The 23011-nt window shown below is 71.0% G+C and carries 22 protein-coding genes; 8 read left to right on the top strand and 14 right to left on the bottom strand.

From position 1 onward, the window contains the following. Positions 1-15: 15 nt before the first annotated feature. Complete coding sequence (locus QQX02_RS00920; RefSeq protein ID WP_301140633.1) at positions 16-750, bottom strand: SseB family protein; 735 nt, start codon at positions 748-750, stop codon at positions 16-18. Positions 751-793: 43 nt separating this feature from the next. Then, a complete protein-coding gene (gene priA / locus QQX02_RS00925) occupies positions 794-1531 on the bottom strand; it encodes a bifunctional 1-(5-phosphoribosyl)-5-((5-phosphoribosylamino)methylideneamino)imidazole-4-carboxamide isomerase/phosphoribosylanthranilate isomerase PriA (protein WP_301140634.1) in 738 nt (245 codons plus the stop codon). Positions 1532-1683: 152 nt separating this feature from the next. Between priA and QQX02_RS00930 the strand changes: the two genes are divergently transcribed. Both QQX02_RS00930 and QQX02_RS00935 read left to right on the top strand, forming a co-directional pair. Beyond that, positions 1684-2082: an ArsR/SmtB family transcription factor gene (locus QQX02_RS00930; protein WP_301140635.1), complete on the top strand. Its 399-nt coding sequence runs from the start codon at positions 1684-1686 to the stop codon at positions 2080-2082. Further along, the gene (locus QQX02_RS00935; protein ID WP_301140636.1) at positions 2082-2756 is read left to right on the top strand and encodes a cation efflux transmembrane domain-containing protein; all 675 of its coding nucleotides are present in this window, start codon (positions 2082-2084) and stop codon (positions 2754-2756) included. Before QQX02_RS00930 ends, QQX02_RS00935 begins: the two co-directional genes overlap by 1 nt. Positions 2757-2787: 31 nt before the next feature. Here the strand turns inward: QQX02_RS00935 and hisH are convergent, their stop codons facing one another. From hisH to QQX02_RS00960, 5 genes are all read right to left on the bottom strand, one after another. Then, positions 2788-3444 (bottom strand): imidazole glycerol phosphate synthase subunit HisH, encoded by a 657-nt coding sequence (gene hisH / locus QQX02_RS00940; RefSeq protein WP_301140637.1) that lies wholly within the window; start codon positions 3442-3444, stop codon positions 2788-2790. Between the two features lie 174 nt (positions 3445-3618). Further along, positions 3619-4203 (bottom strand): hypothetical protein, encoded by a 585-nt coding sequence (locus tag QQX02_RS00945; protein ID WP_301140639.1) that lies wholly within the window; start codon positions 4201-4203, stop codon positions 3619-3621. Further along, the gene (hisB, locus tag QQX02_RS00950; RefSeq protein WP_301140640.1) at positions 4200-4799 is read right to left on the bottom strand and encodes an imidazoleglycerol-phosphate dehydratase HisB; all 600 of its coding nucleotides are present in this window, start codon (positions 4797-4799) and stop codon (positions 4200-4202) included. The genes QQX02_RS00945 and hisB overlap by 4 nt, the downstream gene beginning before the upstream one ends. Next, on the bottom strand, positions 4796-5890 hold the full coding sequence (locus tag QQX02_RS00955) for a histidinol-phosphate transaminase (RefSeq protein ID WP_301140642.1): 1095 nt from the start codon (positions 5888-5890) through the stop codon (positions 4796-4798). The genes hisB and QQX02_RS00955 overlap by 4 nt, the downstream gene beginning before the upstream one ends. A gap of 44 nt (positions 5891-5934) precedes the next feature. Continuing rightward, positions 5935-6996, bottom strand: coding sequence for a CAP domain-containing protein (locus tag QQX02_RS00960; protein WP_301140644.1), 1062 nt, complete (start codon positions 6994-6996; stop codon positions 5935-5937). A 240-nt stretch (positions 6997-7236) separates the two neighbouring features. On the opposite strand from QQX02_RS00960, the gene QQX02_RS00965 reads away from it, so the two are divergent. Together QQX02_RS00965 and QQX02_RS00970 are read left to right on the top strand one after the other, a co-directional pair. Then, positions 7237-9492, top strand: a complete 2256-nt coding sequence (locus QQX02_RS00965) for a RecQ family ATP-dependent DNA helicase (RefSeq protein ID WP_301140646.1) — start codon at positions 7237-7239, stop codon at positions 9490-9492. A 49-nt stretch (positions 9493-9541) separates the two neighbouring features. Then, a complete protein-coding gene (locus QQX02_RS00970) occupies positions 9542-10024 on the top strand; it encodes a VOC family protein (protein WP_301140649.1) in 483 nt (160 codons plus the stop codon). Positions 10025-10037: 13 nt separating this feature from the next. Here the strand turns inward: QQX02_RS00970 and hisD are convergent, their stop codons facing one another. From hisD to QQX02_RS00985, 3 genes are read right to left on the bottom strand one after another with little or no spacing between them, the layout of a single operon-like run. Then, the gene (hisD, locus tag QQX02_RS00975) at positions 10038-11342 is read right to left on the bottom strand and encodes a histidinol dehydrogenase (protein WP_301140651.1); all 1305 of its coding nucleotides are present in this window, start codon (positions 11340-11342) and stop codon (positions 10038-10040) included. Between the two features lie 35 nt (positions 11343-11377). Further along, positions 11378-12238, bottom strand: a complete 861-nt coding sequence (locus QQX02_RS00980) for an NAD(P)H-binding protein (RefSeq protein ID WP_301140652.1) — start codon at positions 12236-12238, stop codon at positions 11378-11380. A gap of 49 nt (positions 12239-12287) precedes the next feature. Continuing rightward, positions 12288-12674, bottom strand: coding sequence for a DUF4260 family protein (locus QQX02_RS00985; protein WP_301140653.1), 387 nt, complete (start codon positions 12672-12674; stop codon positions 12288-12290). A gap of 139 nt (positions 12675-12813) precedes the next feature. On the opposite strand from QQX02_RS00985, the gene QQX02_RS00990 reads away from it, so the two are divergent. Beyond that, complete coding sequence (locus tag QQX02_RS00990) at positions 12814-13719, top strand: SDR family oxidoreductase (protein ID WP_301140654.1); 906 nt, start codon at positions 12814-12816, stop codon at positions 13717-13719. 12 nt (positions 13720-13731) lie between these two features. Here the strand turns inward: QQX02_RS00990 and QQX02_RS00995 are convergent, their stop codons facing one another. The 3 genes from QQX02_RS00995 to QQX02_RS01005 are packed head-to-tail and all read right to left on the bottom strand — an operon-like array spanning position 13732 to position 15643. After that, a complete protein-coding gene (locus tag QQX02_RS00995) occupies positions 13732-14718 on the bottom strand; it encodes a M56 family metallopeptidase (RefSeq protein WP_301140655.1) in 987 nt (328 codons plus the stop codon). Next, entirely contained in the window at positions 14715-15107 is a 393-nt protein-coding gene (locus tag QQX02_RS01000; RefSeq protein ID WP_301140656.1) for a BlaI/MecI/CopY family transcriptional regulator, read from the bottom strand. Before QQX02_RS01000 ends, QQX02_RS00995 begins: the two co-directional genes overlap by 4 nt. Then, positions 15104-15643 carry a hypothetical protein gene (locus tag QQX02_RS01005; RefSeq protein ID WP_301140657.1) on the bottom strand — a complete coding sequence of 180 codons (540 nt, stop codon included), beginning with the start codon at positions 15641-15643 and terminating at the stop codon, positions 15104-15106. Before QQX02_RS01005 ends, QQX02_RS01000 begins: the two co-directional genes overlap by 4 nt. A 110-nt stretch (positions 15644-15753) precedes the next feature. Between QQX02_RS01005 and QQX02_RS01010 the strand changes: the two genes are divergently transcribed. The 3 genes from QQX02_RS01010 to QQX02_RS01020 all read left to right on the top strand — a co-directional run bounded on the left by QQX02_RS01010 (position 15754) and on the right by QQX02_RS01020 (position 18668). Next, on the top strand, positions 15754-16545 hold the full coding sequence (locus tag QQX02_RS01010) for a DsbA family protein (protein WP_301140658.1): 792 nt from the start codon (positions 15754-15756) through the stop codon (positions 16543-16545). Between the two features lie 3 nt (positions 16546-16548). Further along, entirely contained in the window at positions 16549-17481 is a 933-nt protein-coding gene (locus tag QQX02_RS01015) for a cytochrome c biogenesis CcdA family protein (protein WP_301140660.1), read from the top strand. 143 nt (positions 17482-17624) lie between these two features. After that, entirely contained in the window at positions 17625-18668 is a 1044-nt protein-coding gene (locus QQX02_RS01020) for an outer membrane protein assembly factor BamB family protein (RefSeq protein ID WP_301140662.1), read from the top strand. 51 nt (positions 18669-18719) lie between these two features. Here the strand turns inward: QQX02_RS01020 and dnaE are convergent, their stop codons facing one another. Beyond that, entirely contained in the window at positions 18720-22262 is a 3543-nt protein-coding gene (gene dnaE, locus QQX02_RS01025; RefSeq protein WP_301140663.1) for a DNA polymerase III subunit alpha, read from the bottom strand. Positions 22263-23011 lie beyond the last annotated feature (749 nt).

Below are 23011 nucleotides of genomic sequence, written 5' to 3' on the forward strand. Positions count from 1 at the left end.
GCTGCGCGCCGGCGCCTATGCCGTCGCGAGCCGGAGTTCGAGGCTGTCGACGCGCTGCGCCACGACGTCCGCGTGGGCGATCTCCCGCTGAACGCGCTGGACGACGTCGTCGACCTCGGGCTGCGTGAGCCCCGGCGTGAGCCGCAGCACCACGGCCACCTCGGCCCCGTTGCCCGCGACCGCCTCGACCCCACGCAGGGCCGCATCCGTGGTCACCGCGCTGGTGACGGCGTCGCGCACCTCTGCGCTCACCTGACCGTCCACGACGGCGGGTCGCCAGGTCAGCCCCTGACCCAGTGCCCACACGGCCGGCCGCGGGATGACCACGGTCTCCATGCCGGGGTTGATGACGAGGCTCGCCCAGCTCTCCGCGATCGCGGCCAGCGCCGCACGCGGGCCCTCCGCGGGGATGGGACGCGCCTTCTCGTTCCATGCCTTGACCGCATCGACGTCCGTAAAGACGGGCAGGGCGGCGCGGCCGTCGGGCATCTGCACCGCGACGACTCCGGTGGAGGCGACCTCGTCCTTCTCCACGCCGTAGTCGCCCATCACGCGCTGCTCGCCGCTCGCCATCACGGGGATGAGCACGCGTGCATACGCCAGCGCGTCCACCACCTCGGTGAGCGGAGTCTTCGCGTGGGAGTAGCGGATCAGCGCCTGGGCGAGGCGCGCATCGGCGCTGCCGTCGTCGTCCGCGAAGACGGACTCCGGGATCTCCTTGAAAGGCTCGGCCCCACCGGTGTCGCTCATGGTCACGATGCTACGCGCCGGCCCTGACGTGGCCCGGGCGACCCTACGGGCGGCCGGCGACGTCCAGGGCCTGCGGCAGCGTGAAGTTGCGGTTGTACAGCGCCTTGCCCACGATCGCGCCCTCGACGCCACGGTCCACGATGGCCCGCAGCGCCGCGATGTCCTCGAGAGAGCTGATGCCGCCGGAGGCGACCACCGCCGCATCGGTCGCCTCGCACACGTCCATCAGCAGGCCCGTGTTGGGACCGGACAGCATGCCGTCCTTCTTGACGTCGGTGACGACGTAGCGGCTGCAGCCCTCGCGGTCCAGTCGCGCGAGCACGTCCCACAGGTCGCCGCCGTCGCGGGTCCAGCCGCGCCCGGACAGCGTGGTGCCGCGCACGTCCAGCCCCACGGCCACGCGGTCGCCGTGCTTGGCGATCGCCGCGGCAGTCCACTCGGGGTTCTCGAGCGCCGCAGTGCCGATATTCACGCGGGCGCACCCGGTCGCGAGCGCGCGCTCCAGCGACTCGTCGTCGCGGATGCCACCGCTCATCTCGACCTTGATGTCGACGGACTTCACCACGCGCTCGAGGAGCTCGGCGTTGGAGCCACGCCCGAACGCTGCGTCGAGGTCCACGAGGTGGATCCACTCGGCGCCGCCGTTGACCCAGTCCTGCGCCGCGGACAGCGGGTCGCCGTAACCCGTCTCCGTGCCTGCCTCTCCCTGGGTGAGGCGGACGGCCTGGCCGTCGGCGACGTCGACGGCGGGCAGCAGCTCGAGGCGCGGGGAGTCAGTCATGATCTCGCTTTCGTATGAGACGGCCGATGCGCGGGCCCGGCCCAGTGCGCCGGGCGCCTGCGCGCGGGCACCAGGCTACCGCGCCGCGACTGCGCCACCCGTTCCCCCACGAGCAGGCGACAGTACAGCAAACGATGTACTACGCTCGAGACATGACAGTTTCGACCGAGGCCGCGCGCGCATCGGCCCCCGCCCCCGCATCGGCCCTCACCACTGCGACACCGCGCACGGCGACGCCCACGCACACCGCCGCGCTCGCCCACCTGGGCCACGCGCTGTCCGACGCGACGCGATCCGCGATCCTGCTCTCCCTCAGGGGAGGCGCGAAGTGCCCGGCGGACCTCGCCGCCGAGCAGGGCGTGAGCCGCCAGTCGATGTCGAATCACCTCACGACGTTGCGCAGCTGCGGGCTGGTGGTGGCCGAGAAGTCGGGCCGTCACGCGCACTACTCGCTGGCGCACACGGACGTGGCCGCCGCGCTCGACGCGATGCTCGGCCTCGCGCTCGCGCTTGACCCGGACTGCTGCTCTGGACAGGAGTGCACCTGCTGATGACCACCGCCATCCTCACCGGCGCCCGAGCGGCGACCCTGCGCCGACGCATCCGCATCATCGTGTCGCTCACCATCGCCTACAACGTGGTCGAGGCCGCCGTCGCCCTGGTGGCGGGCGCCGCGGCGTCCTCCAGCGCGCTGCTCGGGTTCGGACTGGACTCCGTGGTGGAGGTCGCCTCGGCGGCCTTTGTGGCGTGGCAATTCTCCGCGCCCGACCCGCGCCAGCGCGAGCGGATCACGCTGCGCCTGATCGCGGGGGCCTTCTTCGCGCTGGCCCTCGTCGTGACGGCCGATGCGACCCGTGCCCTGATCTCAGGCGACGCCCCGGGGCATTCGAGCGTAGGGATCGTGCTGGCAGCGCTTTCCCTCGCCATCATGCCCACCGTCGCGTGGTTCGAGCGTCGCACGGGTCGGGAGCTCGGCTCGGCCACCGCGGTCGCCGACGCCCGCCAGCTCGTGATCTGCTCCTACCTCTCGGCCGCGCTGCTCGTGGGCCTCGCGCTCAACGCCCTGCTCGGATGGTGGTGGGCGGATCCTCTGGCGGCGCTGGTCATCGCAGGCTTCGCCGTACGCGAGGGCCTCGAGGCCTGGCGCGGCGACGGATGCGCCACCACCTCGGGAGCGCTGTTGCACGGCCAGGAGTCCTGCGATTGCGAGGACGGCTGCGCGTGAAGGCTGCCCGCCGCTCCTCGCCTGACGCGCGCTAGAGCGACGCGACCCAGTTGCGCAGCAGCTGGAGGCCGGCCTCGCCGGACTTCTCGGGGTGGAACTGCGTGGCGGTCAGCGCGCCGTTCTCGACGGCCGCGACGAACCTGTCCGCAGCGTGGGCCGGTCCGGCCTCCGACCACGTGACGAGCGGCGGCTGGAAGCGGCCCGTGTCCTCGGTCGTCCCCAGCGGGAACGCGCGTGCGCCATACGAGTGGACGAAGTAGAACCGCTCGTCGGCGATGCCGTCGAACAGCACGGAGCCCTCGGGCGCCTCGACGGTCGCCCAGCCCATGTTGGGCACCACGGGGGCCTGCAGCTTCTCGACGGTGCCCGGCCACTGGTCGAGCCCCTCGGTCTCCACGCCGTGCTCGACGCCGCGCTCGAACATCACCTGCATGCCCACGCAGATCCCCAGCACGGGGCGCCCGCCCGCGAGCCTGCGGCCGATGATCTGGTCGCCCCGCACCTCGCGGAGTCCGTTCATGACGGCCTCGAACGCGCCCACGCCAGGGACGATGAGTCCGTCGGAGTGCTCCGCGATCGTGCGGTCCGCCGTCAGGGACACGCGTGCGCCGACGTGCTCGACCGCGCGCACTGCGGAGCGCACGTTGCCGAAGCCGTAGTCGAGGACGGTCACGAGGGGGGAGGTCACGCGACCCAGTCTAGACGCGACAGCATGCGGTCGCTCCTGGCCACGTGCGCCTGCTCTGTCCACCGCAAGTGTCGAGATCCGTGCAGTCCTGGGTGCCAGAGCACACAGAAATCGACACTCGGCAGGAGCGGCGTGGGGAGCGCACGCGTGTGGCGGGGCGGCCGATGCGGGCGCTCAGTCCCCGCTCGGGTCCGGGTTCGAGTCACGTGTGTTCTGCTCGCGCGCCTTCAACTGACGCTTGGCGTCCTTCGCGGCGCGACGCAGCTCACGGAACGCCTTCATGCGCGACATGCGTGCCTGGAAGACCTTGCCCGGGTGCGTGAGGGCGATCTCGTCGATGGTCTGCGTGCCGGTCATCAGCGTCGTGATGACGCCCGGCGCCTCGTCGAGCGCGAAGCCCGGAGGAACCGTGTCGCCCTTGACGCCCTCGAACCAGCGGCGCACGGTGATCTGTCCCGCTCGCCGCTCCATCGCCAAGATCGCCTGGGTCTTGACGAATGCGCTCACCACTTCGCCAGCCGTGTCGACGGCACCGGGACTGGTGTCGTCGAGCACCGCGAAGGCGCCGGCCGAGGTCTCGATGGTCTGACCCCGCACGCCGTTGAGCGCGCACACCGCGGCGAGCACCCGGCCGTTCTGGATGGGGGTGAACAGCGCGACGGTGTCCTTCTCGACGTGAGGCCCTGTCTCCCCCATCGGCTTCGCATCAGCGAGGCTCGAGAGGTCGTCCGGGATGTCGACGTCGCCGTCGTCCGTCACAGCGCACCCTTCGTGGAGGGAATGCCCTTCACCCGAGCATCGGCCGTCACCGCGGCGCGCAGCGCACGCGCGAGCGCCTTGAACTGCGCCTCGACGATGTGGTGAGGGTCGCGGCCAGCAAGCACGCGCATGTGCACGCAGATGCCCGCGTGGTGAGCGATCGACTCGAGCACGTGGCCCGTGAGCGATCCTGCGAAGTTGCCGCCGATCAGGTGGGTCGCCTGCCCCACGGGCTCGCCGATGTGCACGCAGTACGGACGTCCCGAGACGTCGACCACGCACTGCGCGAGCGCCTCGTCGAGCGGCACCATGGCATCGCCGAACCGCGAGATGCCGGCCTTGTCGCCCAGCGCCTGCTTGAGCGCCTCACCGATGCAGATCGCGACGTCCTCGACGGTGTGGTGGCTGTCGATGTGGACGTCGCCCGTCGCCTTGACCGTGAGGTCCATCAGCGAGTGCTTGCCCAGCGCGGTCAGCATGTGGTCGTAGAACGGCACGCCCGTGTCGATGTCGGTGGCGCCCGAGCCATCAAGGTCGAGCTCGACGAGCACCTGCGACTCGCTCGTGGCGCGCTCGATGCGTCCGGTGCGGCTCATGCGGTGACCTCCAGTAGCGCGCTGCGGAACAGCGCCATCTCCTGCGGAGTGCCGATCGACACCCGCAGCCAACCTTCGGGACCCGTGACGCGGATCAGCACGCCGCGCTCGAGCAGCCCCTCGAACACTCGTTCCCGATCCTCGAACGGGCCGAAGAGCGCGAAGTTCGCGTCCGTCTCCGCCACCGTATAGCCCTGATCGGTGAGCCACGCGACGGTGTCATCGCGCTCGGCTCGAATCTCGTCCACCTGCGCCTGCAGCTCACGGTGGTGGGCCAGCGCGGCGCGGGCAGTCGCCTGCGTGACGGCGCTGAGGTGGTACGGCAGCCGCACCACGCGCAGGGCATCGATCACGGGCTCGTGGGCCACCAGGTAGCCCAGGCGCCCGCCCGCGAGCGCGAAGGCCTTGGACATCGTGCGACTCACCGCGAGGTTCTGGTGCTCCGGGATGATCGTGGCGGCGCTCGGCACGCCCGCGCGTCGGAACTCCGCGTATGCCTCGTCGATCACCACCACGCAGCCGCCTTCGACGTCGTCAGCCGCGGCCATGAGCCCGTGCACGTCGTCGAGGCTCAGCGCGGTGCCGGTGGGGTTGTTCGGGCTCGCGACCAGCACCAGGCTGGGCCCCATCTCGCGGATCGCGGCCTGAGCGGCGGCGATGTCCAGCGTGAAGTCGTCGCGGCGCGGCAGCGTCACGTAGTCCGTGACGGTGTCGCGCGCATACTCCGGGTACATCGAGTACGTCGGAGCGAAGCTCAGCACCCGCCGACCGGGCCCACCGAAGGCCTGGTGCAGGTGCAGCATGACCTCGTTCGAGCCGTTCGCGGCCCAGATGTTGCGCACCTCGACGAAGTCGACGTTGCTCTCGACCTCGAGGTAGTGCGCGAGGTCGGCGCGCAGCGCGGTGAAGTCGCGGTCCGGGTAGCGGTTGAGACCCTCGGCGGCCTTGCGGACGGCCTGGGCGATCGCGTCGACGACGCTGGGCGGTGGCGCGTACGGGTTCTCGTTGACGTTGAGGCGTGCGGTCACGTCCAGCTGAGGGGCGCCGTATGGCTCCAGCCCGATCAGTTCCGGGCGCAGGGGCAGAGTCATGGCAGGAAGTCTAGTGGCGCTGACGGCCGGCGCCGGCGATGGGACTACCCGCGCGGGTAGCGGTGAAACCACATGAACGTGGACTCATACCCGGACGCACGGAACGCGACCTTCGCTGTCACGCGCGCGCCGATGTCGGCACGGGTGAGCCTGTATGCCGACCCCCTCGCGCCCGGGATCGGCACTCCGTTCCGCTGCCACTGGATCGTGCGCGTCGCGGACGTCGGCGCGACGGTGGGCGTGCTCACTCTGAGGACGGAACCGACGGATGTCGCCGTGGAGACCTTCGCGCCGGTGACCCTGATCTCGCCCTTGCGGATCGGTCCCACGGGAGGCGAGTACTGCGCGCGCGTGGCGTAGCCGGCGCGCTTTCCCGTGACCTTCAGGGTGATCCGGTGCCCAGCGTCCGCAGGAGTCACCATGTACGTGGAGCGGGTGGCACCCGTGATGTTCCTGCCGTCGCGGCGCCACTGATAGCTGAGCGTCACCGAGGAGGTCCACGTCCCCGGCCTCGCGGTGAGCTTCCGTCCCACCTGCGCCGCGCCCGCGATGGTGGGCTTGGGGGCGACGGTGATCGTCTTGAGCGAGGAGCTCGCTGCGGCGAGCCGCACCGTGGACGGGTAGCCCGCGAAGACCTGCACGCCCCACGAACAGCCGCGCGCGTCAGTGGCCCACCCGACGCCGAGGTGCGTGAAGGCGGAGTTCAGCATGTTCCGGTTGTGGCCGGCCGACGTCTTCCACTGCGACATCATGCGGGTCACGGGCGAAGCGTCGCAGTTGTAAGCGATGTTCTCGCCCGCGCTGCGCCAACCGCTCGGGATCTGCGACGAGTACTGCGGGTTGTGCCTCAGCGATCCCGACGCCGCCAGCTGCCTGGCCCACGCCTGGGCGACCTCGTTGAGCCTGGTCGCGTTGGTGAGAGCGGAGCGGCTGTTCACGGCCCGGTGCGTGTTGGTCTGCTGGGCGATCGAGGGAACCGCCTTCGACGTGCTCACCGTGGCCGCGCCCGCCGGAGCCGCGAGTCCTCCCGCAAGCACCGTGATCGCGATCGCCGCTGTCAGCGCCGACCCCCACGTCCGCACGCGCCTCATGATCGCTCTGCTCACGGCCCGACCTCCACTCATCTGGTGCGGTCCTGAGGTTCCGCGACACAAGTATCGGCATCGTGGGGCCCCGGCTCGATCCCCAGCACGTCGACTCGGCGACCGTGGCACTGTCGTCGCTGATATTCGGCACTGCGCAGGAGCGGTGAGTTTTCTCACATCGCGCCGGAAGCCGGCGAGAACGGGTCGCGCGGCTGCCCCGCGTCGAACGGCCGTGTCAGCGTGCGCCCCTACGGTGGGGTCATGGCTTCTCACCCCGCTCCTCCGTCCGCGTCCGAGACCGAGCCGGCCACCGCATCGGCCGGGTCCACCGAGCTGCGGGCCGAGGGCGAGGCCGCGCTGCGGGCGCTGGTGGGCCGCGACGACGCCGCGCTGCGAGACGACCAGTGGCGAGCGATCGAGGCACTCGTCGACCGGCACGCGAGGGCGCTCGTGGTGCAACGGACCGGCTGGGGCAAGTCCGCCGTGTACTTCGTGGCGACGATGCTGCTGCGTGCGCGGGGCGCGGGGCCGACCATCATCGTGTCGCCGCTGCTGGCACTCATGCGCGACCAGATCCAGGCGGCGTCGCGGGCCGGGATCCGGGCCGCCACGGTGAACTCCGCGAACGTGACCGAGTGGGACCAGGTGCATGCGTCGATCGCGGCCGGCGAGATCGACGTGCTGCTGTGCTCGCCGGAGCGCCTCAACAATCCGCAGTTCCGCGACGAGGTGCTGCCCAGGCTTGCGGCCGATGCGGGACTCGTCGTCATCGACGAGGCGCACTGCATCTCGGACTGGGGACACGACTTCCGGCCCGACTATCGCCGCATCCGCACCCTGCTCTCGGAGCTGCCGGACGGCATCCCCGTGCTCGCGACCACGGCGACCGCGAACTCCCGAGTGACGGCCGACGTCGCGGAGCAGTTGGGCGTGCGCCGGGCGGACGCGGAGGCGGGCGGCCTGGATCGGCACGACGACGTGCTGGTGCTGCGAGGGGCGCTGGATCGCGAGTCGCTGCACCTGGGTGTGGTGCAGCTGCCGGATCCCGCTGCGCGCGTGGCGTGGCTCGCATCGGCGCTGCGCGAGATCGACGGCTCCGGGATCATCTACTGCCTGACGGTGTCGGCGGCCGAGGAGGTGGCGTCCCAGCTGCGCGCCGCGGGCCACACCGTGGGCGCGTACACGGGTCGCACCGACCCGGCCGAGCGCGAACAGCTCGAGGAGGACCTCAAGTCCAACCGCGTGAAGGCACTGGTGGCGACGTCCGCTCTCGGCATGGGCTTCGACAAGCCGGATCTGGCGTTCGTGATCCACCTGGGGGCGCCGTCGTCCCCCATCGCCTACTACCAGCAGGTGGGACGCGCGGGCCGTGGCGTGGATCGCGCGCTCGTGGTGTTGCTGCCTGGCACGGAGGATCGCGCCATCTGGGAGTGGTTCGGCTCGCAGGCGTTCCCGCCCGAGGACCAGGTGCGGGCAGCGCTTGGCGCTTTGGGGACGGCGCAGCCCACGTCGGTCGCGGCCCTCGAGACGCAGGTGGACCTGCGGCGCGGCCGCCTCGAGTCGATGCTCAAGGTGCTCGACGTCGACGGAGCGGTGCGGCGCGTCAAGGGCGGCTGGATGGCCACCGGCGAGGAGTGGGCGTACGACGCCGACCGCTATGCCCGGGTCGCCGAGACTCGCGCCGCTGAGCAGGGCACCATGCTCGAGTACGAGCGGCTGGAGACGTGCCGCATGGCGTTCCTGCGCCGCGTGCTCGACGACCCGGACCTGACCGAGGAGTGGCGCTGCGGGCGCTGCGACGTGTGCGGCGGAGTGGACCTGCCCGCGGTGCCGGATGGCTCGGCCGTGGAGGCGGCGCGCGACGGGATGGACCGCGTGGGCGTGGAGATCGTGCCGCGTCGGCAGTGGCCGAGCGGCATGGATGCGCTCGGCGTGGACCTGCGAGGGAAGATCCCCGCGGACGAGCAGGCTGCGGCGGGCCGCGCGATCGCCCGCCTCGACGGGCTCGGGTGGTCGGGGGCGCTGCGAGACCTGTTCGAGTCGCGCGACGAGTCGGGTGCCCCCGTCGACGGCGAGACGCCCCCTCCCCTGCGCGAGGCGGCCGTGCGCACGCTCGAGGACTGGAAGGAGCTGTGGGGAGGCGTGACGGGGCCGTCGCCGTCGCTCGCGGTGCACGGCGTGGTGTCGGTGCGGTCGGCGACCAGGCCGCAGCTCATGGATCACCTGGGCCCGGGACTCGCGCGGTACTTGAAGGTGCCATTCGTAGGGTCCCTGGGCCCCGCGTCCTCGCGACCTGAGCCGGACAGGCACGACGTCAACTCGGCTCAGCGTCTCGCATCGGTGTCGCGACGCCTGACCCTCGAGCTCGAGGACGCCGCGCTCGAGGGGCTTCGCGGGAAGTCGGTGCTGCTGGTGGACGACTACACGGACTCCGGGTGGACGCTCACCGTCGCCTCACGGCTGCTCCTGCGCGCGGGGGCCGCCGCGGTCCACCCGTTCGTGCTGGGCGTCCGATGAGGCCGCGAGTGCGGTGGCGAGTCTCGAGGGCGGCCGTGAGCGTCGAAGCATGACGATTCGCCGCCTAGAGAACATCGGGATCGTGGTCGAGGACCTCAAGGCCGCTGTCGACTTCTTCCAGCAGCTGGGGCTCACGCTGCTGGGTGAGGCCACCGTCGAGGGCGACTGGGTGGACCGCGTGGTGGGTCTCGATCAGGTGCGCTCCGAGATCGCGATGCTGCAGACGGCCGACGGTCACGGACGGCTCGAACTCATGCGGTTCGCCCGACCCACGGCTCACCCGGGCGAGGGCGCCGCTCCGGCGAACACCCTCGGGATCCGCCGCATCGCGTTCGCCGTCGACGATATCGACGCGAGCGTGGCGGGGCTGACAGCGCGCGGCATAGCACTGGTCGGTGACGTCGTCACCTTCCAGGACGCGTACCGGCTCTGCTACGTGCGCGGCCCCGAGGGCATCATCGTGATGCTGTCGGAGGAACTCGTCGACCCCGCATCGGGCGATCGCGCCTCTGACGCGCCACCACCGGACTGACCCGCTTCGGGTCTCAGCCCTCGAACCGCGCCCGGATCGCCTCGCCGTGAGCCGGAAGGTCCTCGGCGTTCGCGAGCGCGACCGCACTGTCCCCCACCGCTGCGAGCGCATCGGCCGTGTAGTGGATGGTCGAGACGGCCTTGAGGAAGCTCGCGGTGTTGAGCCCGCTGGCGAAGCGCGCCGTGCCGCCGGTGGGCAGCACGTGGTTCGACCCCGCGATGTAGTCGCCCAATGACACGGGGCTGTGGGGTCCCACGAAGATCGCGCCGGCGTTGCGGATGCGCTCCGCCACCGCCGCCGCATCCCGGGTGTGAATCTCGAGGTGCTCGGCGCCGTAGGCATCCGCGGCCTGCACCGACTGGTCGATGCCGGTCGTGAGGATGACCGCGCTCTGACGACCCGTGAGGGCCTCCTTGGCGCGCGCGAGGTGCTTAGTCGCATCGGCCCTTCGCTGTAGCGCCTGCTCGACCCGCTCGGCCAGGTCCTCGGAATCCGTGATGAGCACGGAGCCGGCCATGGGGTCGTGCTCGGCCTGGCTGAGGAGGTCGGCGGCCACGAAGTCGGCGTCCGCGCTGTCGTCGGCGATGATCGCGATCTCCGTGGGGCCGGCCTCGGAGTCGATGCCCACCACGCCGTTCACCGCCCGCTTGGCAGCCGCGACATAGACGTTGCCCGGGCCCGTGATGACGTCCACCGGGTCGCACAGTCCGTCGACGCCGTACGCGAGCATGCCGATGGCCTGGGCGCCGCCCACCGCGTAGACCTCGTCCACGCCCAGGAGTGCGCACGCCGCAAGAATCGTCGGGTGCGGTTCGCCGCCGAACGCCTTCTGCGGAGGAGTCGTGACCGCGATGGACTCGACGCCAGCTGCCTGGGCGGCGACCACGTTCATCACGACCGAGCTGGGGTACACCGCGAGGCCGCCGGGGACATACAGCCCCACGCGTCCCACGGGGATCCACCGCTGCGACACCGTCGCTCCGGGAGCCACCTCGACCGAGACTGGCGGCGGCACGGTCGCCTCATGGAACGTCCGCACCCTGGCGATCGCCTCGCGCAGCGCGTCGAGCACGGCATCGTCCTGAGTCGCGACGGCAGCCTCGATGCGCTCGGCGGGAACGCGCAGAAACTCGGGGTTGACGCCATCGAAGCGCTCGCCGAGCTCTCGAATCGCGTCGAGACCGCGCTCGCGCACGGCGTGGAGGATCGGCTCGACGACGGCGCGCGCATCGGCGACGTTGACGTCGGCTCGGGGGACGATCGCGAGCAGCTCGCGAGCAGTCAGGTCACGGTCACGCAGGTCGATTCGGCTCAGCACGCCCACCAGCCTATCCCCGCCGGGCGCCCTCGCTGCTAGGCCATCGCGGCGCGCAGTCCGTCCTCGAGCGGAGTCGTGGCGCGTCCCGCCAGTCGCTCGAGATCGCCGCCCTTGGTGTCCAGCTCCCCGGCGCGCACGGCCTGGTCGATCGCAACCGTCAGTTCCGCCATGGGCTGCGCCATCCCCGCGCCCAGCAGTGCCTCGAGATGCGACGGCGCATCCACCTGGCGCACGTGCACCTGCCTGGCCCCGATGCGGCCGATCACTTCGGCGAGATCATGCATGGTCCACCCCGTCCCACCTGCGAGCTCGTAGCGCTGACCCTCGTGGCCCGGAGTGGTGAGCACGGCGGCCGCAGCGGCGGCGAAGTCCCTGCGCGAGGCCGATGCGGTGCGCCCCTCCCCCGCACTCGTCAGCAGCTCGCCGGACGCAAGCACCCGACGAGCCTGAGGCACGTAGTTCTCTGTGTAGAAGCCGTTGCGAAGCATGACGAAGGGAACGCCGCTGGCTTCGAGGTATCGCTCGGTCCCCACGTGCTCCTCGAGGAGCGGATTGAGGGTCGCCTCCCCAGCGCGCAGGACCGACGTGTACGCGATCAGGCCCACGCCCGCGGCGCGCGCCGCGTCGATCGCATTGGCATGCTGTACGACCCGCCGCCCCCGCTCGGTGCCCGAGATGACCAGCACACGGCTCACGCCCTCGAGCGCGGCGACCAGGCTCGGCGGGTTGTCGTAGTTCCCCTGACGGACGGTCACGCCCTGGGCCGCCATCTGCTCCGCCCGGCCCAAATCGCGGACCACCGCGACGAGCTGGCTGGGTCGCACGCCGCGCGCGAGCAACTCGTCGATGACGAGTGGCCCCAGGCTCCCGGACGCGGCGGTGACGGCGATGGTCATGGAGATCTCCTTCGATGTCCTGCCAGGAAGAACCGTGCCGCGATGGGCGTCATTCCCCCGCCCGGGACCTGCCGATCCACCCCAGGTGGGTGTGCTGGAAGGAGTCCGCGTGCTTGAGCCCGTACCCGAGCGCCCGGTCCACGCCGACGTGGAACGCCCACGCCGCCGCTACCAGGGCGGCGACCCGTCCACCGGGCGCGCCGAAGCCCCAGCTCGCGAGCGCCCAGCCCGCCATCAGGCTCGGCCCCACGAGCGAGTGCCCGGCGTTGTACGCGATGGCGCCGATGCGGGTGCCGGCCACATACCCCAGCGCGCTGAGGTCGAACACGAGGAACAGTGCCAGCGGCCACCACCAGCCCTCCAGCATCGCGGCGGCCGCCAGCGCCACGAGGGCGAGGGCCGCTCCCTCCAGGCGCTGCCACGTCACGGGAGTCATGGGGCGATCGTACGACCGGCGCTGATAGGTTGTCCCGCATGAAGACCCTGTGACCCGTGCTCGCGGCTCCGTTCGCGACCCCTCCTCGGTAGCCGACGCGCCAGGACCTCATTCGTCACGACCACCCTGAGGACTCTTCATGACTCATTCTCTTCCGCTCGCCGGCCAGACCGCTCTGGTGACTGGCGTCTCCCGCCGCAAGGGCATCGGCTTCGCGACGGCCACTCGGCTGCTCGAGCTGGGCGCCAGCGTCTTCGTCCAGCACTTCTCTCCCCACGACACCGCCCAGCCCTGGGGCGGCGACGACATCGAGGCGGTGCTTGCCGCACTCGAGTCCTCGCGCACGGAGGGCGCCCGCCTGGGCAGCGCGCACGCTGACCTGCGAGCGGCCGATGCGCCCGCCGCATTGGTGCGCGACGCCGCCTCGCTCACGGGCGGGCTCGACATCCTGGTGTGCAACCACGCCAAGAGCGGGGACGACGGCGCGATCCTCGACATGACCGCGGAGCGGCTGAGCGCGATGTGGGAGACCAACACTCGCGCCACGATCCTGCTCACGCGCGCGTTCGCGGCGCTCGTCGCCGTCCCCAATGACGCGGCCGTCCCCGATGACGCGGCCGCCCCCGGCGCCTCGGCCAGCCGGCCCGGCGAACGCGCCAGTGACCGCGAGCCCTTCGCGGCCCCGGTGGGCCGCGTGTTCTGGATGACCTCCGGCCAGGGCGACGGGCCGATGCGCGGGGAGGTGGCGTACGCAGCCTCCAAGGCGGCGCTCTCCGGCATCACCGCGACCGTCGCGGCCGAGCTGCTCGACCTCGGGATCATCCTCAACACCATCAACCCGGGACCGGTGAACACCGGCTACCTCGACCCCGAGGGCACCGACCGGGACCTCACCGAGATCGACGAGTGGCGTCGCCGCACACCCTTCGGACGGTTCGGCGAGCCCGCCGACCCCGCCCGGCTGATCGGCTGGCTTGCCACCGACGACGGCGCGTGGGTGGTCGGCCAGGTCATCAAGTCCGACGGCGGGCTCAGCCTGTACTGAGCGCTGTGGGCCCTACGCGCAGCCGGTGGCGACCGCGATGACGTAGGGCGTGAGGATCGCGAGTCCCAGCAGTCCATACGCGACACTCACGCCCGCGACCGTGGCGGCCGACACGCCGCCCCCACGGGTGGTGACAGCGCCGACCAGGCGGCCGATGCGCTCGGGGCCGGCCGCGTGAAGGACGGGCATCGCGGGGCGGCCCGCCGGAGTCCCGGCGATGGTCGCGGGCGGACCCAGCGCCAGCAGCGCGCTCGCGAGCGCGGGTGTCCCTGCGACCCGTTGGGCGTGTGCGTCCGCGGCGATCTCGAGATAATGCGGCAGGGCTTCCGTCGCGCTCCGCACGTACGGCACCCACCCGAGCGTGCGGCGCAGCCCCGCCGCGAGTGCGGCGGCCGCGTGGTGGCCCTGCCGCAGATGCGCGTGCTCGTGCGCCAGCACCGCGCTAATCTCGCTCCCGGTGAGCGCGGCGATCGCGCCTGACGAGACCACCACGCCGCCGTGGCGCGAGGGGAGCGTCCATGCGAACGGCGCATCGTCCTGCACCACCAGCACCCGGTGCCCGCCGACGGTCGCTGGAGTCGCGGCCACCTGTAGCCACTGCGCTGCGCCGCGTCCCTCCCTGTGACGTCGAAGGAGCTCCGCCCCGACCGCTCCAGCGACGGCGAGCGCAGCAAGAGCCGCGAAAACGATCGGGACCACGGCGGGGAGCGCGAAGGACGATGCGGTGCCGGAGAAGGGGTTGGCCGAGGCTAGGCAGCGTTGGCACACCTCCCCTGCTCCGCCGCCGAGCAGCGCCGGGCCCGCCGCGGCCCACGCGACCATGGGGCCGAGTGCCAGAAGCGCGGCCGTCCAGGCGACGACGCCGCCGGCCACGATCGCGACGGCGGTGCGGGGCGTGCGCATCAGCGCAGGGGCGGAACGCTGCAGGAGGTGCGGACCCAGGACGGCGGTGCCCGCCAGGCCGACCGCGAGCGCGAGAGAGGCCGTCATCGGGCTCATCGCTGTGCCTCTCCTCCACGCTGCTGCAGGTAGTCGCGCAGGAGCGCCATGTCGCGCTCATTCATCGACTCGACGAAGTGGAGCATGGATGCCGCCCTGTTCGGGCTGGACTCGAGAGCGTGGGCCATGACGGCAGCCGTGTGCTCCTCGCGCGCCACACGCGCGGCGAAGTGCACGGCGCGGCCCGAGCGCTCCGGCACCACCAGGCACTTGCGCTGGAGATTGCCCAGCACGGTCGCGATCGTCGTATAGGCGAAGTCCTGCGGCAGCACGTCGATGATGTCGCGGATCCGGGCGGGCCCCTGGTCCCACAGCACATCCATCACCTGCGCCTCGAGGGCGCCCAGGCGCGGCGGCTCGCAGGACGGGTCGGTCGTGGCGTCGGTCATGCGGACACCTGCGCTCGGACGGTGGGAACGGCGCACGCGATCTCGCCGCGCAGTCGCGCGATCAGCGCTCCGCCGGTGAGCACCAGCGCTGCGACCGCGAGCACCGGCTGGAACGGAGCGAACCACGTGAGCGCACCCGAGTACCCGAGCGCGATGAGCGCGATCTTGTTGCAGACCGGGCACCCCACCGCGAACCAGGCGATGACGGCTCCCGCCATGCCGAGACGCCCAGTGCGCTCGGCCTGCGCATCGTCGACCTCCGCCACTCCATCGCTGCCGCCGCGGACGTAGGTGGCGAGCAGCATCCCGGACAGCGCTGAGGTGACGAGCCAGACCGGATAGTTCCACCACACCGGCGCGATCTCGCGCCCGAAGACGGGGTTCGGGATCAGCACGGTCGCGGCACCGACGACGAGCGCCACCAGCACGCCGGCCACGATGGCCACTGTCCATGTCCGTGCGGTCCACTCGCGCAGCGCCTGGGAGGCCAGCCGAATCGACTCGAGCGGGGCAGTCCGCAGTGAGGTGGAGAGCATCGCCCCATTATGCATCACGATTACTATGAGGCATAGTCGACTAAGAAAGATAGTAATGACCCCGGTGACACCTCCCCGAGTGCCGCCGCATCATCCCTGCAAGGAGAGCCATGACCGCGTCCCCGTCCCCACACCGTCGCACCCCGGCCTGGTGGGTGCCCGTGATGATCGTGGCGATCGCCGCGGTCGCCATCGTGCTGGTGCTCGTGGTCCAGCGTCCCGAGAGCCCATCCGGGACTGCCGCGCCGCCGCCGGCGAGCGCGACCCCGACCGCCACGGAGGTCGCGGACCCGCCCACGGCTGAGGACGCCCCCACGGCGGTGGGCGGCGAGGACGCGCCGGACCTGTCGGCGGCCGAACGTCGTGACCCGGAAGACCTGCTCGCCTACGGGGACGTGGATGCCCCCGTCGTCCTGGTCGTGTTCTCGGACTATCAGTGCCCCTACTGCGCCAAGTGGAGCGCGGACACCCTCCCGACGCTGCGCGAGTACGCCGAGGCCGGGGACCTGCGCATCGAGTTCCGCGACGTCAACGTGTTCGGCGATGCCTCTGTGCGGGGCTCGCGTGCCGCCTACGCCGCCGCGATGCAGGGAGAGTTCACGGCGATGCACGATGCGCTGTTCGCAGACGGCATGGCGCGTGCCGGCACCCAGCTGACCGACGACGCGCTCCTGACGCTGGCGGCGGACCTCGGTCTCGACGCTTCACAGTTCGAGGAGGACTACCGCTCGCAGGCCACCGCGGACGAGGTGGCGCGCAACCAGCAGCTCGGGCTCGATCTCGGCGTGTACTCGACGCCCGCCTTCGTTCTCGACGGGCAGCCGATCGTCGGGGCGCAGCCGACCGCCGTGTTCGTCGATCTCCTCGACGCGGCCCTCGAATCCGCACCCCGGGGCGACTAGCCGATGGAGATCGGACTCGTCGCAGCCTTCCTCGGGGGCGCATTGGCGCTGCTCAGCCCCTGCGGGGCGCTGCTCCTGCCGGCCTACTTCGCCTCCCGCGTGGGGCACGGCTCCCGACGCCTCGTGCACGGGCTCGTGTTCTACCTCGGCATCGCGGCCGTGCTCGTGCCCCTCGGCGCGGGTGCCGGCGTGCTGGGACGGCTGTTCGCGACGCACCGCGAGGCCATGGTGATCGGCACCGCCGCGGTTCTGGTCATCACCGGGATCGCCCAGGCTGCCGGGTGGGGCTTCGACGTCTCCCGGGTGCTTCCCGGAGCCCGCTCGGTCCAGACGCGCGCCGCGCACAGCGTCGGGATCGTACGAACGTTCCTGCTCGGCGCGGTGGGCGGCGTCGCGGGATTCTGCGCGGGACCCATCCTCGGTGCCGTGCTCACCGTCGCGGCCGCGCAGGACGATGTGCTGGCCGCCAGCAGTCTCCTCGCGGCGTACGCTGCCGGCATCGTCGCGCCGATGCTCGTACTCGCCGCAACGTGGGATCGGCTGGGCACGCGCGGACGGTCGGTGCTGCGGGGCCGGGCGTTCCGCGCATTCGGACGCATGTGGCACTCGACGTCGGTGATCACCGGCGCGCTTATGATCACACTCGGCGCCGCGTTCTGGGCCACGAACGGGCTCGTGTCCGCGCCGTCCCTGGTGCCAGCCGACGCTCAGGCATCTCTCCAGGCTGCCGCATCGTCCCTCACCGGACCGGGGGCGGACGTCGCGCTGATCGTGGCCGCCACGGCCGCCGCGCTCCTCGCGTGGCGCCATGTCGTGCGTCGCCGTGCAGCGAGTGTGACCGCGACTGCAAGCGCGACGGAGAACGAGACCGCGCCGGACGCACCACCCGACCGGCGCTCCGCGGCTGGCAGCGCCCGGGCCCGGAGAGACACGTGACTCGGCCCCCGCATCGGCCGCCGAGGCGCGCCGTCGCCCTGGCCCTGGCCGCGCTGGTCCTGGCCGGATGTGCGCCGTCAGACCCCGAGCTCGACGCCGAGCCGACGCCACGGGTCCCGCTCGATGGGAGCCCCGGACCAGCCATGGACCCCGTCCCGGTCGACACGACCGGCCTCCGGATGCCGCTCCAGCTCGACGGCTCCGACGCCGTGGACCCGGGCTGGGAGGTCGACCCGCATCACCTGGAGGGCATCTTCCTCGCCCCGGTCGAGTCCGATGGGGCCCTCGCGTTCACGCCCATCGATTCGGACGGCACGGCGCTGTGGACGGCGAGGCGGCCGCTCGCGTGCGCGGGCTTCACCCTCACCCTCGGGGCCGACGGTGCGCCGCTGGCCGTCCTCAATGACTCGACGCCCACCGCTGACGCGCTGTCGGCGACCACCGCCACCGCGTACGACCTCCGCACCGGCGAACGCGTGTGGGGACCCGTGGACGTGCCGGGACCGCATCAGGGTCCGGGCCTGGTGTACGCCTCTCCGCCCGCGGAGGCGATGGGCGAGACCGGTCCTCGCCTCGCGCTTGATGCCGCCTCGGGGCGCGTCATCGCGGACGAGCGGGATGGCACGGCTCGCGTCGTGGCCGAGCGTCACGGCACCGTGGTGCTGCAGGAGGGCGACCAGCTGCGAGCCACCGAGGGTGACCGCGTCTTGTGGGAGATCCCCGTGCCTGAGGGAGTGGACCGCGCCCAGTCCCCGCCGGGTCAGTCCCTGGCCGGCGCCATGCTGGCGCTGAGGACCGCCGACGAGCGCTCGACCATCGTCGATCTCACGACCGGCGCCGTGGTCGCCACCGACGTCACGAGTGCGGCATGGGATGCGACCACAGGGACGCTCGTCGCCACGGATGGCACACGAGCGTGGGCCGTCGATGCGCAGACCGGAGAGACCTCCTGGGACGTTCCGGCGTCCCCCGACGCACGCATCGTCTCTGCTGGAGGCGCCCAGGCCTATCTGCGCGACGGCGACACCATCCACGTTCACAACACGCTCACCGGTGCCGCCAATCCTGGCTACGAACCCGCGATGGAGGGGACCATCGCGGTCCCACGCGCCATCGCCACGACAGGCGCCGCCACCTTCGCTCACGAGGGCGGCGTGTTGCTCGCGACCACCCCGACGCTCCCCTGAGTCCCGACCGGGACGTCCCTGTGGCGGGACGCGCGGTGGGTGCAGACCGATCTAGGCCGGAGCGAGGCAGCTGGGACCGAACGCTGCCTTGAGATCTCCGAACAGCGCGCTCGACCGGTCGACCCGGAACTCGTCTCCGAGGCGCATGGTGATCGACTCGCCGCTGCCGGTGAGCACCATGCGCACCTCGACGGAGCCGGGATGCGAGCGCAGAATGCTCTTGATCTCCTCGACCATCGCAGGGTTGACCCGCGTGGCCGGCAGCGTGATCGAGACCGGCGAGTTGTCCACCACCGTGAGGTTGGGCACGCGCAGCTCGACGGCGCTGAACTGCAGTCCGCCGTCGCCGCGCTCCCGGGCACGCGCCTTGATGGTGAGCACCGCATCGTCCGCGAGGTCGCGGGCGTAGGTCTCGTAGGTGCGCCCGAAGAAGGAGATCTCGGCCTCGCCGGTGAGGTCCTCGAGGGTCACGATCGCGTAGGCGTTGCCCGACTTCGCGACCCGGCGGTCGACGCGCGTGACCAGCCCAGCGAACACGACCTGCTGGCCGTCTCCCACGCCGTTGGCGGGCGTCGCCGCGAGGATCTGGTGCGTCGCCTCGGAACGGATGATGTGGTCGAGCCCAGCCAACGGGTGGTCCGAGACGTACAGCCCCAGCATGTCCCGCTCGAGGTTGAGCAGCGTCTTCTTGTCCCACTCCTCGAGAGTGGGCACGAGCACGGTCACTCCCCCGCCCAGCTCGGCATCGCCGCCGAACAGGTCGAACTGCCCCGTGGCCTCCTGGCGCTTGACCCCCACCACCGAGTCGATGGCCTGCTCGTGGACCGCGTTGAGGGAGCGGCGGGTGTAGCCCATGGAGTCGAAAGCTCCGGCCTTGATGAGCGAGTCGATCGTGCGCTTGTTGCACACCGTCGCAGGCACCTTGTCCAGGAAGTCCTGGAAGGACTCAAAGGCCCCCTTGGCCTCGCGCGCCTTGATGATCTCGGCCACCACGTTCGAGCCCACGTTGCGCACGGCGGTGAGGCCGAATCGCACGTCGGTGCCCACGGCGGAGAAGTACGCGATGGACTCGTTCACGTCGGGCGGCAGCACGGTGATGCCCATGCGGCGACATTCGCCCAGGTACATCGCCGACTTGTCCTTGTCGGTGCCGACCGAGGTGAGCAGCGCCGCCATGAACTCGGTCGGGTAGTGCGCCTTGAGGTAGGCGGTCCAGAACGACAGCACGCCATAGGCGGCGGTGTGCGCCTTGTTGAACGCATAGTCAGCGAACGGGACCATCGTGTCCCACAGCTTCTTGATGGCCTCTTCCGAGAACCCGTTCTCGCGCATGCCCGCGCTGAAGGGCTCGAACTCCTTGGCCAGCACCTCAGGCTTCTTCTTGCCCATCGCGCGCCGCAGCAGGTCGGCGGCGCCCAGCGTGTAGCCGGCGACGATCTGCGCGATCTTCTGGACCTGCTCCTGGTAGACGATCAGCCCGTGGGTGACCTCGAGGACCTCCTTGAGGGGCGCCTCGAGCTCGGGGTGGATGTAGTCCACCGCCTGACGGCCGTTCTTGCGCTCGGCGTAGTTGGTGTGCGAGTTCACGCCCATGGGGCCTGGGCGGTACAGCGCGAGCACGGCGGAGATGTCCTCGAACGTGTCCGGGCGCATCTGCCGCAGCAGCTGGCGCATGGCCACGCCGTCGAGTTGGAATACCCCGAGGGTGTCGCCGCGACCCAGGAGCTTGAACGTCTCCTCGTCCGCGAGCTCGAGGTCCTCGAGCACCAGCGGCTCCTTGCCGTTGTTCTCGATGTTGTAGAGCGCATCGTCCAGAATCGTGAGGTTGCGCAGCCCCAGGAAGTCCATCTTGACCAGCCCCAGCTCTTCGCACGTGGGGTAGTCGAACTGGGTGATGACGGCACCGTCCTGCTCGCGGCGCATGATGGGGATGATGTCGATGAGCGGATCGCTCGACATGATCACGCCGGCCGCGTGGACGCCCCACTGGCGCTTGAGCCCCTCGAGGCCCTGCGCGAGCTCCAGCACCTGCTGAGCGTCGGGATCGGCCTCGATGATGGCCCGGAGGTCGCCGCCCTCGTTGTATCGCGGGTGCTTGGTGTCGAACAGCCCGGACAGCGGCATGTCGCGACCCTGCTGCGGCTCGGGGTACGCCTTGGTGAGCTGCTCACCCAGGCTGAACGGCTTGCCCAGGACTCGCGAGGCGTCCTTGAGCGCCTGCTTGGCCTTGATGGTGCCGTAGGTCGCGATCATCGCGACCTTGTCCTCCCCGTACTTGTCGGAGACGTAGCGGATCACCTCGCCGCGCCTGCGCTCGTCGAAGTCGATGTCGAAGTCGGGCTTGGACTCGCGCTCGGGGTTGAGGAACCGCTCGAAGTACAGCTGGTGCACCAGCGGGTCGATGTCGGTGATGCGCATCGCGTAGGCGGCCATCGAGCCTGCTCCCGAGCCGCGCCCGGGACCCACCCGGATGCCCTGCTCCTTCGCCCACTTGATGAAGTCCGCGACCACCAGGAAGTACCCGGGGTATCCCTTGTCGGTGATGACCTCGATCTCGGTGTTCGCGCGCTCCTGGACCTCGGTCGGCACGGCCTCGCCGAACCGCTCGACCAGTCCGCGCTGCACCTCCTTGACGAACCAGGAGTTCTCGTCCTCGCCGGCGGGCACGTCGTAGACCGGCATGTAGTCGGCCTTGGTGTTGAACTCGACCTCGCACCGCTCGGCGATCTCGACCGTCGAGTCGCACGCCTCGGGCAGCTCGTGCCACAGCTGACGCATCTCAGCCGAGCTCTTGAGGTAGTACCCGTCGCCGCTGAACGCGAACCGCTTGCCGCCCTGATCGGAGGTGGGCTCATTCAGGTTGGATCCCGACTGGACGCACAGCAGCGCCTCGTGAGCCGTCGAGTCCTCCTTCTTGACGTAGTGCGAGTCGTTGGTCGCGACCAGCGGGGCGCCGATCTGATGGGCGAGCCGCAGCAGGTCCTCGCGCACGCGCTTCTCGAGGTCGAGGTTGTGGTCCATGAGCTCGACGTAGAAGTTCTCGGCGCCGAAGATGTCCTGGAACTCCCCCGCCGCCCGCAGCGCCTCGTCGTACTGGCCGAGCCGCAGCCGGGTCTGCACCTCGCCCGACGGGCAGCCCGTGGTGGCGATGATGCCCTTGCCGTACCGCTGCAGCAGGTCCCGGTCCATGCGGGGCTTGTGGAAGTTGCCCTCCAAGGAGGCGTACGAGGACATCCGGAACAGGTTGTGCATGCCCTCGGTGTTCTGCGCCCACATGGTCATGTGCGTGTACGCGCCGCCTGCCGAGACGTCGTCGGACTCCTGGCCGCGGTCGCCCCACCGCACGCGCGAGCGGTCCTGGCGGGCCGTGCCGGGGGTCAGGTAGGCCTCGACGCCGATGATCGGCTTGACCCCGTGAGCCTTGCCCTTGGCCCAGAAGTCGTAGGCCCCGAAGATGTACCCGTGGTCCGTCGTGGCGATGGCCGTCTGGCCCAATTCCTTGGCGTGCGAGAACAGGTCGTCCAGTCGCGCTGCACCGTCCAGCATCGAGTATTCGGTGTGCACATGGAGGTGAACAAAATCGCTGCCGGACATGGCAACCGATTCTAGGCGTCCCGACCGACGTCACCCCCCACCTCCCCGACACTCCGAACCAATCTGGAGGCGACACGCCGGGGCACCACGGCCGATGCACGGGCCGGCTCGGCGTGTCGCGCCGGATTGGGGTTCGCAGTGTCGGGAGAGTCGCTCGCGCTGGGCTTTACGAGCCACTCCTGCACACCGCAGTGACGGCTGCGACAGGTGTGACGAGAGTGCCGTCACACGGGTCACGGGTGTCCCACGCGGCACAGGCGTGTGCAGAAGTCGACAGGCATCGCCCCACACTGCGAACCACTTCTCGAGCGACACGCCGGGGCACCACGGCCGATGCGCGGGCTGGCTCGGCGTGTCGCTCCGGATTCGGGTTCGCAGTGAAGGAGAGACGGGTGGTGGGCGGGGACGCGCGGGCTTGGGACAATGGTCGGCGTGAGTGACCCGTCCCCCCGCAGCACGCCTGCCAGCAGTGCGCCCCAGGGCAGTGGTCGCGACAGCAGTACGGCCGATGCGGGTCCCGGCAAGGCGCCCGATGCGGCAGGCAACGGCTCGGCCGATGCGCGCGCTGGTGCGTCCGGCGAGAAGGCCGGCACTCGCGGAGGTCGACGTCGTGGACGGCGCCGTGGGCGCGGCTCCGGCACGCCTGCGGCCACGACCGGCGGGGGCACGGCTGACGCCAGCGAGCCGACGGACGCCACCGGCACCCCGCAGCGAGGCCGTGGCGAGCCGCACCACGGCAGCAAGGGCCG

The organism is Demequina muriae (assembly GCF_030418295.1).
GTDB lineage: Bacteria > Actinomycetota > Actinomycetes > Actinomycetales > Demequinaceae > Demequina > Demequina muriae.

Bases quoted from the DNA above. Each gene is read 5' to 3' on its own strand.
- QQX02_RS01020 (WP_301140662.1), top strand. From the start codon at position 17,625: ATGGACCCCGTCCCGGTCGACACGACCGGCCTCCGGATGCCGCTCCAG.
- dnaE (WP_301140663.1), bottom strand. From the start codon at position 22,262: ATGTCCGGCAGCGATTTTGTTCACCTCCATGTGCACACCGAATACTCG.
- QQX02_RS01015 (WP_301140660.1), top strand. From the start codon at position 16,549: ATGGAGATCGGACTCGTCGCAGCCTTCCTCGGGGGCGCATTGGCGCTG.
- QQX02_RS01000 (WP_301140656.1), bottom strand. From the start codon at position 15,107: ATGACCGACGCCACGACCGACCCGTCCTGCGAGCCGCCGCGCCTGGGC.
- hisB (WP_301140640.1), bottom strand. From the start codon at position 4,799: ATGAGCCGCACCGGACGCATCGAGCGCGCCACGAGCGAGTCGCAGGTG.
- QQX02_RS00970 (WP_301140649.1), top strand. From the start codon at position 9,542: ATGACGATTCGCCGCCTAGAGAACATCGGGATCGTGGTCGAGGACCTC.
- QQX02_RS00980 (WP_301140652.1), bottom strand. From the start codon at position 12,238: ATGACCATCGCCGTCACCGCCGCGTCCGGGAGCCTGGGGCCACTCGTC.
- QQX02_RS00965 (WP_301140646.1), top strand. From the start codon at position 7,237: ATGGCTTCTCACCCCGCTCCTCCGTCCGCGTCCGAGACCGAGCCGGCC.
- QQX02_RS00935 (WP_301140636.1), top strand. From the start codon at position 2,082: ATGACCACCGCCATCCTCACCGGCGCCCGAGCGGCGACCCTGCGCCGA.
- QQX02_RS00995 (WP_301140655.1), bottom strand. From the start codon at position 14,718: ATGAGCCCGATGACGGCCTCTCTCGCGCTCGCGGTCGGCCTGGCGGGC.
- QQX02_RS01010 (WP_301140658.1), top strand. From the start codon at position 15,754: ATGACCGCGTCCCCGTCCCCACACCGTCGCACCCCGGCCTGGTGGGTG.
- QQX02_RS00920 (WP_301140633.1), bottom strand. From the start codon at position 750: ATGAGCGACACCGGTGGGGCCGAGCCTTTCAAGGAGATCCCGGAGTCC.
- QQX02_RS01005 (WP_301140657.1), bottom strand. From the start codon at position 15,643: ATGCTCTCCACCTCACTGCGGACTGCCCCGCTCGAGTCGATTCGGCTG.
- QQX02_RS00930 (WP_301140635.1), top strand. From the start codon at position 1,684: ATGACAGTTTCGACCGAGGCCGCGCGCGCATCGGCCCCCGCCCCCGCA.
- QQX02_RS00985 (WP_301140653.1), bottom strand. From the start codon at position 12,674: ATGACTCCCGTGACGTGGCAGCGCCTGGAGGGAGCGGCCCTCGCCCTC.
- QQX02_RS00955 (WP_301140642.1), bottom strand. From the start codon at position 5,890: ATGACTCTGCCCCTGCGCCCGGAACTGATCGGGCTGGAGCCATACGGC.
- priA (WP_301140634.1), bottom strand. From the start codon at position 1,531: ATGACTGACTCCCCGCGCCTCGAGCTGCTGCCCGCCGTCGACGTCGCC.
- QQX02_RS00990 (WP_301140654.1), top strand. From the start codon at position 12,814: ATGACTCATTCTCTTCCGCTCGCCGGCCAGACCGCTCTGGTGACTGGC.